Origin of the sequence: Vallicoccus soli (assembly GCF_003594885.1) — a bacterium.
Lineage (GTDB): Bacteria > Actinomycetota > Actinomycetes > Motilibacterales > Motilibacteraceae > Vallicoccus > Vallicoccus soli.
The window spans coordinates 44,646-54,133 of sequence record NZ_QZEZ01000013.1 but is presented as its reverse complement, the minus strand read 5'-3'; the positions used below and the strand labels follow the sequence as shown (position 1 = coordinate 54,133).

General features: G+C 75.7%; 7 protein-coding genes and 1 pseudogene. 3 read left to right on the top strand and 5 right to left on the bottom strand.

The features are described 5' to 3' along the window. The 4 genes and pseudogenes from D5H78_RS18650 to D5H78_RS18635 all read right to left on the bottom strand — a co-directional run. A pseudogene (locus D5H78_RS18650) lies at positions 1–1,322 on the bottom strand (DUF222 domain-containing protein); the annotation flags it as partial. Between the two features lie 132 nt (positions 1,323–1,454). Further along, positions 1,455–1,904, bottom strand: coding sequence for a DUF6584 family protein (locus tag D5H78_RS18645; protein ID WP_133412095.1), 450 nt, complete (start codon positions 1,902–1,904; stop codon positions 1,455–1,457). Between the two features lie 7 nt (positions 1,905–1,911). After that, positions 1,912–4,227 (bottom strand): transketolase-like TK C-terminal-containing protein, encoded by a 2,316-nt coding sequence (locus tag D5H78_RS18640; protein WP_119952012.1) that lies wholly within the window; start codon positions 4,225–4,227, stop codon positions 1,912–1,914. A 69-nt stretch (positions 4,228–4,296) separates the two neighbouring features. Beyond that, complete coding sequence (locus D5H78_RS18635; RefSeq protein ID WP_119952011.1) at positions 4,297–4,836, bottom strand: DinB family protein; 540 nt, start codon at positions 4,834–4,836, stop codon at positions 4,297–4,299. A gap of 118 nt (positions 4,837–4,954) precedes the next feature. Here D5H78_RS18635 and D5H78_RS18630 point away from each other — a divergent pair, with 118 nt between their 5' ends. Then, the gene (locus D5H78_RS18630; RefSeq protein WP_119952010.1) at positions 4,955–5,761 is read left to right on the top strand and encodes a class I SAM-dependent methyltransferase; all 807 of its coding nucleotides are present in this window, start codon (positions 4,955–4,957) and stop codon (positions 5,759–5,761) included. Here the strand turns inward: D5H78_RS18630 and pcrA are convergent. Continuing rightward, positions 5,758–8,118, bottom strand: coding sequence for a DNA helicase PcrA (gene pcrA, locus D5H78_RS18625; protein WP_119952009.1), 2,361 nt, complete (start codon positions 8,116–8,118; stop codon positions 5,758–5,760). The two genes, D5H78_RS18630 and pcrA, sit on opposite strands and share 4 nt — an antisense overlap. 152 nt (positions 8,119–8,270) lie before the next feature. Between pcrA and D5H78_RS18620 the strand changes: the two genes are divergently transcribed. Together D5H78_RS18620 and D5H78_RS18615 are read left to right on the top strand one after the other, a co-directional pair. Continuing rightward, the gene (locus D5H78_RS18620) at positions 8,271–8,747 is read left to right on the top strand and encodes a GNAT family N-acetyltransferase (RefSeq protein WP_119952023.1); all 477 of its coding nucleotides are present in this window, start codon (positions 8,271–8,273) and stop codon (positions 8,745–8,747) included. Beyond that, a complete protein-coding gene (locus D5H78_RS18615) occupies positions 8,744–9,487 on the top strand; it encodes a PIG-L deacetylase family protein (RefSeq protein WP_218566802.1) in 744 nt (247 codons plus the stop codon). Before D5H78_RS18620 ends, D5H78_RS18615 begins: the two co-directional genes overlap by 4 nt. Position 9,488: the final 1 nt, after the last annotated feature.

Below are 9,488 nucleotides of genomic sequence, written 5' to 3'. Positions count from 1 at the left end.
AGCGCCCAGGTGCACAGCTGCACCAGCACGTCCGCCGCCCGCTGCGCCCGCGTACGCCGGTCCAGCACACCCGACCCGCCGTCAACGGCCTCGCCGTCGTCTCCGTCTCCGTCCCTGCTGTCCCGGCCCCCGCTGTCCCGTTGCTCGCTCTCGTCGCCGTCGTCGTCGTCGTCGACGTGGTGATCAGGTGGGCGCCGCTCCTGCTGCGGGTCGGGCGGGCCGCCCTGTCCCGCCTGCCCTGACTCGCGCGCCCGCCCCGAACTGGAGGTGGCGCAGCCGCCGCCCGGAACGTCCGCGTCGCCCGCGTCGCCCGCGTCACCCCCGTCACCCACCCCGTCCGCGTCGGCTCCGCTCGTGCCGTCGGCGGCGGTGTCGGGGCGGCGGGCGGCGGCCTCCAGCAGCACCACCACCGGCGCGGCGGACACCGGATCGAGCCGGAACCCGCCCTCCACGCTGCCATCACCCCGACGGCGCCACCACACCCGCCGCTGCTCGTACAGCTCCGCAGCCAGCTCCTCCGCCCGCCGCGCCGCCACCCGCTCCCCCTCGTCCAACGGCCCCTCACTGGGCAGCGCACCGGCCGGGTCGTCGCCCGGGTCGTCGCGGTCCGGGCGGCGCCCGGCCAGCGCCTCCGCCAGGCGCCGCCCGGCCCGACCGACCTGGCGCACCGTCAGGTCCCGCGCGCAGTCCGCCAACAGCACCTCCGCGCGCACCCGCTCCACCGGCGACGCGTCGTGCGGCAACGCCCGCACCGCCCGCAGCACCGCCTGCGCCCGCGACCGGTCCACCCGACCCAGGGCCAGCTGCGCCCCCACCACCGCACCCTCCGGCGGCAGCACCCCCTCCGCTAACTCCGACTCGGACTCACCCTCGACTCGCTCGTCGCTCTCGACGCCAGGTGCGTCGACCTGCAGCGGCGCGGCGCCGAACCCCGGCGCCAGCGCCGCCGCGTCCGCGACGAACCCCCGCGCCTCCGCCGGCTCCCACCGCGCCACCCCGGCCAACCACCGCGCCGTCGACCCCGCACCCACCGCCGCGTGCAACCCCCGCACGTCCGCCTCACGCACCACCGCCAGCAGCACCGCGTCCAACCGCGCCCGCAACCCCAGCACCGCCGCCGCCACCTGCGACAACTCCCCCGTCGGCACCTGCCACACCGCACCACCAGCACCCGCACCGCCCGCACCACCAGGGAGCCCGTCGCAAGCGGTGACCGAGCGCGGGTCCGACGTCACCAACGACACCGACCCCAGCACCGCCGCGACCTCGCCCAGCGCAGCCGCCACCGGCGACCCCACCACCTGCTCCACCCCCGCTGCCACGACTCGAACCTACGTTCGAGCACCGACAACTTCACGACTGGGAGAGCGTTATCCAGCACGGCCTACCCCACGACCACCCGTACGGCCCAACCGAGGACGACGAGCCTCGAGACCGGCACGCGCCGACACCGGTCAGCCCCGGACCACGCTCCCGACCCACCGAGCCAGGCCGAGGCGCTCCACCAGCGGGCCGGGGTCCCCCGGTCGCCGCCAGTCGCCCAGCGTCCGCAGCCGCACGATCCCCGCCTCGTCCGCCACGGACTCCAGCTCGTCCACCCGCAGCAGGTGGCGCAGCCGGGACCGCTCGATGCGCCGGCGCCAGCCGAAGGCGGCGTGCCGCTCGAAGGCGACGCGCTCGCACTCCGACGCAGCAGGACGGACGAGGTAGCCCCAGCGGCCTGCCTCCGCCCACTGCCCGTCGCGCCGGTACGCCTCGCCCAGCAGCGCCCGCGCCTGCAGGTCGTACGGTCGCGCGACGAGCACCCCCTGGAGCCGCTCCCGGGCGCGTCGCGGGTGACCGCGCTCGAGGTCGAGCCGCGCCCGCTCCACCCCGTCACGCGTCCCGGCCCCGCCCCCGCTCACGCGGCCCTCACCGCCCGAGCACGTCCAGGGCACCCGCCACGATCCCGTCGGCGTCGATCCCGTGGTGCCTCAGCACGTCGGCGAGGTCGCCCGACTGCCCGAAGGCCGTGACGCCCAGGTCGACCGAGCGGACGCGGTTCACCGCAGCCAGGAAGGACAGCGCGTGCGGGTGCCCGTCGAGCACCGTGACCAGCGGGCGGGCACGGTCCGCCGGCAGGACCCGGTCGAGCACCCACGTCGGCGCGTCCCCCCGGCCCTGCCGCGCCCGGTGGGCCTCGTGCAGCCGACCGGGGCTGGTCACCACGACGAGGTCCGCGCCGATCCCCAGCCCGTCCAGGCGCGCGACCGCGGAAAGCGCTTCCGGCACGACCGCCCCCATGGCGGCGACGGTCACCTGCGGGTCCGGGTGGCGGCGCAGCGCGTACGCACCGGCGACCACTTGCCGGCGCCGGCGCTCGCGCGCCGCCGGGTCCTCCGGCACCGCGGCGAGCGACTGGTCGACCGGCCGCGTCGACAGCCTCAGGTACGTCGAGCTCCCGCCCGGCCGCCCGAGCCGGGCGAGCCCGTCGAGGAGGCACCACTCGGCGTCGATCGCGAACGCCGGCTCGAACGCCACGCACCCCGGCTGCTCGATGCCGATGCTCGGCGTCTTCACCGACTGGTGCGCACCGCCCTCCGGCGCGAGGCTGACGCCCGACGGGGTGCCGACGAGGATCGACTGCCCACCGGCGTACATGCCGAAGGACCACGGCTCGAGCGCGCGCTCGACGAAGGGGTCGTACAGCACCCCCACCGGCAGCAGCGGCTCGCCCCAGCGGCTCCAGGTCGCGCCGAGCTCGCCGATGAGGCCGACCAGGTTCGTCTCGGCGATGCCGAGCTCCACGTGCTGGCCGTCGGGGCGCTCCCGCCAGTGCAGGATCGTCTCGCGGTCGTCGGCGAACCAGTCGGTGCGCTCCGTCGCCGACCAGACGCCCACCTTGTTCAGCCAGCCGCCGAGGTTGGTCGACGAGCTCACGTCGGGGCTCACCGTGACGACCCGCCGGGCCGCCTCCGGCGCGGCGCGCGTCAGGTCGAGCAGCGCTCGCCCCAGCGCGGCCTGGGTGGTCGCCGTGCCCGTCGGGGTGCGGCCGAAGTCCGCCGGGACCGGGGGCGGCACAGCTGCGGGTACCGGCTCCCGGCGCAGCCGGTCCGCCGCCCGGCGGCACAGGTCGTCCTCCGCGCTGCCCTCCGGGAAGCGCTTCCACGGGTCGGCCGGGTCCGTGCCGCAGCGCTGCGCCAGCACGTCCATCTGCTCGTGCGTGAGGAGCGCCGAGTGGTTCTGCGGGTGGCCCTCGGTCGCCAGCCCGTTCCCCTTGACCGTCCACGCCAGCACGAGCGTGGGGCGCGTGTCGTCGATCCGCGCGAACGCGTCGAGCAGGGCGCTGTGGTCGTGGCCCCCGAGGTTGCGCACCGCCGCGAGCAGCGTCGCGTCGTCGAGCCCCTCCACGAGGGCCGCGACGTCCGCGCTGTCGCCGGGCAAGCGCTTGCGCAGTGTCGCTGCGTCGCAGCGCAGCAGCCGCTGGTACTCGGGGTTCGGCATGCCGTCGATGCGCTCGCGCAGCGCCGTACCGCCGGGCCGGGCGAAGAGCTCCTCGAGGACGCGCCCGTACTTCACCTGCAGCACCTGCCAGCCGGCGGCCTCGAACATGCCGGTGAGCCGACCCGCCGCGATGCCCGGCACGACGCGGTCGAGCGACTGGCGGTTGAGGTCGACGACCCACACGACCTCGCCGAGCTCGGCGACGGCGGGGTCGAGGATGGCCTCCCAGACGGCGCCCTCGTCGAGCTCCGCGTCCCCCACCAGCGCCCACTGCCGCCCCGTCGCGGCCGGGGTAGCGGTGAGGCCGCCGGCGTAGCGGCGCGCGATGGCGCCCCAGACCGTGGCTGTCGCCCCGATGCCGACCGACCCGGTGGAGTAGTCGACCGTGCCGGGGTCCTTGGTGCGGCTGGGGTAGCTCTGCAGCCCGCCGAACTCGCGCAGCGTGGTGAGGTGGCGCTCGTCCAGGTCGCCCAGGAGGTACTGCAGGGCGTGCAGCACCGGCGAGGCGTGCGGCTTCACCGAGACCCGGTCCCCGCTGCGCAGCTGGTGCAGCCACAGCGCCGTCATGATCGTCGTCAACGACGCGCTCGACGCCTGGTGCCCGCCGACCTTCAGCCCCGACGGGTTGGGCCGCACGCGGTTGGCGTGGTGCACGACCGACGCCGCGAGCCAGAGGACGCGCCGCTCGACGGCCGCCAGCAGCTCCACGTCGAGGGTCGCGCTGGTCGTCGTCGTGCTCGTCACCGGGTCCTCCGCGGTCTCGTCCTCGGGGCGTGCGCGGTCGAACCTAGCCCGGCGCGGCCGGGTCGCCCGTCACCCCATGGTCTTCGCCCCGTCGAGCGACTCGCGGATGATGTCGGCGTGCCCGGCGTGCTGCGCCGTCTCGGCGACGACGTGCAGCAGCACCCGCCGGGCCGACCACCGCGCCCCCGGCTCGAACCACGGCGCCTCGGGGAGCTCGTGCGACGCGTCCAGGTCGGGCAGCGAGCGGAGCACCTCGGTCGTGCGCGCCTCGACCTCCTCGTAGCGGCGCAGCACCCCCTCCAGCGTCTCGTCCCCCACGAGCCGGAACGTGTCGGCGTACGCCTCCCACGCCGCCGCGTCCTCCGGCGCCGCCATGCTCGAGGCGCCCTCGAGGATGAAGTCGACCCACTCGCTCTCGGTCGCCGCGACGTGCTTGACGATCCCCGCGAGGCACAGCTCGCTCGCGGTCGTGCGCCGCGTCGCCTGCTCCTGGTCGAGGTCGCGCAGCGCCCGGCGCAGCAGGTTGCGGTGGTGCGCGAGCGCCTCGAGCAGGTCGGCGCGCTCCTGGTCCAGCCCGCTCGTGCTCGTGGTGGCGGTGTCCTGGGTCATCGCGGGGCTCCTCCGGTCGGGTACTCCTGACGCTAGACCCGCATCCGGTCAGGTTCTGTCCCTTGCCAGGACCGGCCCGACGGGCGCACCGTCCCAGGGGACGGAGCAGGGAGGGACCATGGGCGTCGACCTCGCGGCGGTGACCGAGAAGCAGCGGGCGGTCTGGGGGCTGGGCGACTACGGCAGGGTCGGCAGCCTGCTGACCTGGATCGGCGAGTCGCTCGTGCGCGAGGTGGACGTGCGCGCGGGCGAGCGGGTCCTCGACGTCGCCGCCGGCAACGGCAGCGCGTCGCTGCCCGCGGCGCGGCGCTTCGCCGACGTGCTCGCGACCGACTACGTGCCGGCCCTGCTCGAGGAGGCGCGGCGCCGGGCCGAGGCGGACTGCGTCGAGCTGCGCACGCAGGTCGCGGACGCGCAGGACCTGCCGTTCGGGGACGGGTCCTTCGACGTCGTCCTGTCCACCATCGGCGTCATGTTCGCCCCCGACCAGCAGGCGGCGGCGCGCGAGCTCGCCCGGGTCTGCCGCGGTGGCGGGCGCATCGGGGTGGCCGCCTGGACGCCGGACAGCATGGTGGGCGGCATGCTGCGCGCGGTGTCGGCGCGGGTCCCGCCGCCGCCCGGCGTCCTGCCGCCGGTGACCTGGGGTGACGAGGAGCACGTGCGCGGGCTCCTCGGCCCGTACGTCCGCGACCTGCGGGCGGCGCGGCGCACCTGCGCGTTCCGGTTCCGCTCGGCCGAGCACTGCGTCGAGCACTTCCGCACCTGGTACGGCCCCACCGTGGCCGCGTTCCGCGCGGTCGGCGAGGAGGGCGCGGACGACCTGGCCGCCGAGCTCGCCGAGGTCTACCGGGCGCACTCCACGGCGACCGACGGGACGCTGGCGATGGACGTGCCCTACCTCGAGGTGGTGGCGGTGCGGGCCTAGAGCTTCTCCAGCGGCGCGTAGCGCAGCAGCAGCCGCTTCACCTCGCCGCGGAAGTCCACGTGCGCCATGGCGCGCTCCCCGGCGCCCTCGACGGCGACGACCGAGCCGAGGCCGAAGGTGTCGTGGCTGACCCGGTCGCCCGGCTCGAGGTGCACGACGGCGCGGTTGCCCGGCGTCCTCGCCGTGGGCCGGGCCGCCGCCTGCGCCACGGCGGGCGTGGACACCGCGGAGGACAGCACCGACTCCAGCCGCTGCCACTCGACGAGCTCGCCGGGCAGCTCGTCGAGGAAGCGCGAGGGCGGGTTGTACGACGGCGCGCCCCACGTCGTGCGCACCAGGGCGCGCGAGACGTAGAGGCGCTGCTCGGCCCGGGTGATCCCGACGTACGCCAGCCGGCGCTCCTCCTCGAGCTCCTTCTCGTCGCCGAGGGTGCGCAGGTGCGGGAAGACCCCGTCCTCCAGGCCGGTGAGGAAGACGACGGGGAACTCCAGCCCCTTGGCGGTGTGCAGCGTCATGAGCGTGACGACGCCGCCGTGGTCCTCGCCCTCGGGGATCTGGTCGGAGTCGGCGACGAGGGACACCTGCTCGAGGAAGTCCGCCAGCGTCCCCTCCGGCGAGGCCTGCTCGAACTCGCGCGCCACCGACACGAGCTCCTGGAGGTTCTCGACCCGGGTCTCGTCCTGCGGGTCGCTCGAGGCGCGCAGCTCGGCCAGGTAGCCGGTCTGCTCGAGCACCGCCTCCAGCACCGTCGCCGGCCCCTCGCTCTCGGCCACCGTGCGCAGGTCCTCGAGCAGGGTGAGGAAGCCCTTCATCGCCGTGAGGCTGCGGGTGGCCACGCCGGGCGCCTCGTCGCAGCGGGCCAGGGCCGCGGTGAAGGAGATGCGCTCGCGGTCGGCCAGCGCCTCGACGCAGGCCTGCGCCCGGTCGCCGATGCCGCGCTTGGGCGTGTTGAGGACCCGCCGCAGCGAGACGGTGTCGTCGGGGTTGGCCACCACCCGCAGGTACGCCACCGCGTCGCGCACCTCGCGCCGCTCGTAGAAGCGCACGCCGCCGACCACCTTGTAGGGCAGGCCGACCCGGATGAACACCTCCTCGAACACGCGGGACTGGGCGTTGGTCCGGTAGAAGACCGCGACCTGCCCCGGCGTCGCCAGGCCCTCGTCGTGCAGCCGGTCGACCTCGTTGGCGACGAACGAGGCCTCGTCGTGCTCGTTGTCGGCGACGTAGCCCACGACCCGCGCCCCGTCGCCCGCGTCGGACCACAGGTCCTTCGGCTTGCGGGCGGTGTTGCGCGCGATGACGGCGTTGGCCGCCGACAGGATCGTCTGCGTGGAGCGGTAGTTCTGCTCGAGCAGGATCGTGCGCGCGTCGGGGTAGTCCTCCTCGAACTGCAGGATGTTGCGGATCGTCGCCCCGCGGAAGGCGTAGATCGACTGGTCCGCGTCGCCGACCACGCACAGCTCGGCCGGTGGCACCGCCGGCCCCTCCCCCGTCGCGGCCCGGGTCAGCTCGCGCACGAGGACGTACTGCGCGTGGTTGGTGTCCTGGTACTCGTCGACGAGGACGTGCCGGAACCGGCGCCGGTAGTGCTCCGCGACGTCGGGGAACGCCTGGAGCAGGTGGACGGTCGTCATGATGAGGTCGTCGAAGTCCAGCGCGTTCGCCTCGCGCAGCCGGCGCTGGTAGAGCGCGTACGCGTCGGCCAGCGTCCGCTCGAGCGAGGTCTCGGCGCGCGCGGCGAAGTCCTCCGCGTCGACGAGCTCGTTCTTGAGGTTGGACACCTGGGCGCTGAACGACTTCGGCGGGTAGCGCTTGGGGTCGAGGTCGAGCTCGCGGCAGCACAGCGCCATGAGCCGCTGGCTGTCGGCCGCGTCGTAGATCGAGAAGCTCGTCGACAGCCCCACCTGCTTCGCCTCGCGGCGCAGGATGCGCACGCAGGCGGAGTGGAACGTGGACACCCACATGGCCTTCGAGCGGGGGCCGACGAGGTCGGCCACCCGGGCCTTCATCTCGCCGGCGGCCTTGTTGGTGAACGTGATCGCCAGCACCGAGCCCGGGTGCACGTCGCGCGCGGCCAGCAGGTACGCGATCCGGTGGGTCAGCACCCGCGTCTTGCCCGAGCCCGCCCCGGCCACGATGAGCAGGGGCGACCCCTGGTGCGTGACCGCGGCGCGCTGCTGCTCGTTGAGCCCCTCGAGCAGCGCGGCCGGGTCCTGCCGCCGCCCCGCGCGCCCGCCGCGGGCGCCGTCGCCGCCTGCGCCGGGCCCGTCCGCGCCGTCCGGGCCGTCCCCCCGCGCGGTCGGGGTCGCGGGCGGGAGCGTGGGCAGCAGCGCGTCGCCGTCGAAGAGGGTGCTCATCTCGGCGACGAGCCTACGTCGCGCGACCGACAGCGCTAGCGTCCCGCCACGTGCCCGACGACACCACCGACGACACCACCGACGACACCACCGCCCCCGGCACCGCGCCCGGCGCCACCGCGCCGTGGCTCCCCGCGGGCTGGGACCACCCGCTGCGGGTCGACCTGCCCACCGGTCAGCACCTGCGCCCGATCCGCGCCGACGACGTCGACATCGACCTGCCCGCCGTCATGGGCAGCCGCGAGCGGCTGTGGGCGACGTACGGCGAGGCGTGGGGGTGGCCGCCCGCGGACATGACCCGCGAGGAGGACCGCGAGGACCTGGCGCGCCACGAGCGCGAGGTCGAGGCGCACGCGTCGTTCAACTACGCGCTGCTCGACGAGGGCGAGACCGAGCTGCTCGGGTGCGTGTACGTCGACCCGCCGGAGGCGCCGGGCGCCGACGCGGAGGTGTCGTGGTGGGTCGTGGACCGGCTCGTCGGCACCGACGTCGAGCGGGCGCTCGACGAGCTCGTCCCGCGCTGGCTCGCCGAGGACTGGCCGCTGCAGCGCCCCCGGTACGTCGGGCGCGACCTGTCGTGGTCCGCGTGGGTCGCGCTCGCGCGCCCGGACCGGCAGGCGCAGGCGTGAGCGCGCTGCCCGAGGGCACCGCCGTCGACGGCGCCGCGCCGCTCGAGCGGGTCCTCGTCGTGACCGCGCACCCCGACGACGTCGACTTCGGCGCCGCCGGCACGGTGGCCCGCCTCGTCGCCGAGGGCGTGGAGGTGACGTACTGCGTCTGCACCGACGGCGACGCCGGGGGCTTCGACCGCTCGGTCGACCGGGCGGACGTCCCGGCGCTGCGGCGCGCGGAGCAGACGGCGGCGGCGCGGGCCGTGGGGGTCGCCGACGTGCGGTTCCTCGGCTACCGCGACGGGGCGCTCGAGGTGACGCAGGACCTGCGCCGCGACATCAGCCGGGTGGTCCGCCAGGTGCGCCCGCAGCGCGTCATCACCCAGAGCCCGGAGCGCAACTGGGAGCGCCTGCCGGCCAGCCACCCCGACCACCTCGCCGCGGGCGAGGCGGCGACGATCGCGGTCTACCCGGACGCGCGCAACGCCTTCGCCCACCCCGGGCTGCTGCGCGACGAGGGCCTCGAGCCGTGGGAGGTGCGCGAGCTCTGGCTCATGGGCTCGCCGGTCAGCACCCGCGCCGTGGACGTCACCGACCACGCGGGGACCAAGTACGCGGCCCTGCGCGCCCACGCGAGCCAGACGGCCCACCTCGACGTCGAGGGCTTCGTCGGGGACTGGATGCGCCGCACCGCCGCCGAGGCGGGCCTGCCGCCCGGCCGGCTCGCCGAGGCGTTCCGGGCCACGACGATCCCCTGAC

Coding starts and splice junctions, on each gene's coding strand:
- D5H78_RS18635 (WP_119952011.1), bottom strand. CDS start 4,836: ATGACCCAGGACACCGCCACCACGAGCACGAGCGGGCTGGACCAGGAG.
- D5H78_RS18630 (WP_119952010.1), top strand. CDS start 4,955: ATGGGCGTCGACCTCGCGGCGGTGACCGAGAAGCAGCGGGCGGTCTGG.
- pcrA (WP_119952009.1), bottom strand. CDS start 8,118: ATGAGCACCCTCTTCGACGGCGACGCGCTGCTGCCCACGCTCCCGCCC.